Raw genomic sequence first — 230 nt, forward strand, 5'->3', positions numbered from 1 at the left:
GTCCAGTACGGCTTCCAGCCGTTCTCGCCGTACTTGCCGACCGTCGCGAGGAAGAACGCCATGCCGGGCGAACTCGACGAGGCACCCGGCGCCACCATGAGGTTCTTGTACTCCGGCTTCGTCAGGTCGTCGAGGCCCGCCGGCTTCTTCTTGTTGTTCTTCGTGAACCACGCGTCGTCGACGTTGACGCACACCGACGCCGTGTCGATGGGCGACAGCACGCCCTTGCC

At 64.8% G+C, this 230-nt stretch carries 1 protein-coding gene; it reads right to left on the reverse strand.

Translation table 11 applies throughout. The annotated features are described in order from the left end of the window. On the reverse strand, positions 1-221 hold a 221-nt coding region (locus FHN55_RS22345; protein WP_257571208.1), incomplete at its 3' end, for an ABC transporter substrate-binding protein. Between the last annotated feature and the right edge of the window lie 9 nt (positions 222-230).

This window comes from Streptomyces sp. NP160, assembly GCF_006335115.1.
Classification (GTDB): domain Bacteria; phylum Actinomycetota; class Actinomycetes; order Actinomycetales; family Quadrisphaeraceae; genus Quadrisphaera.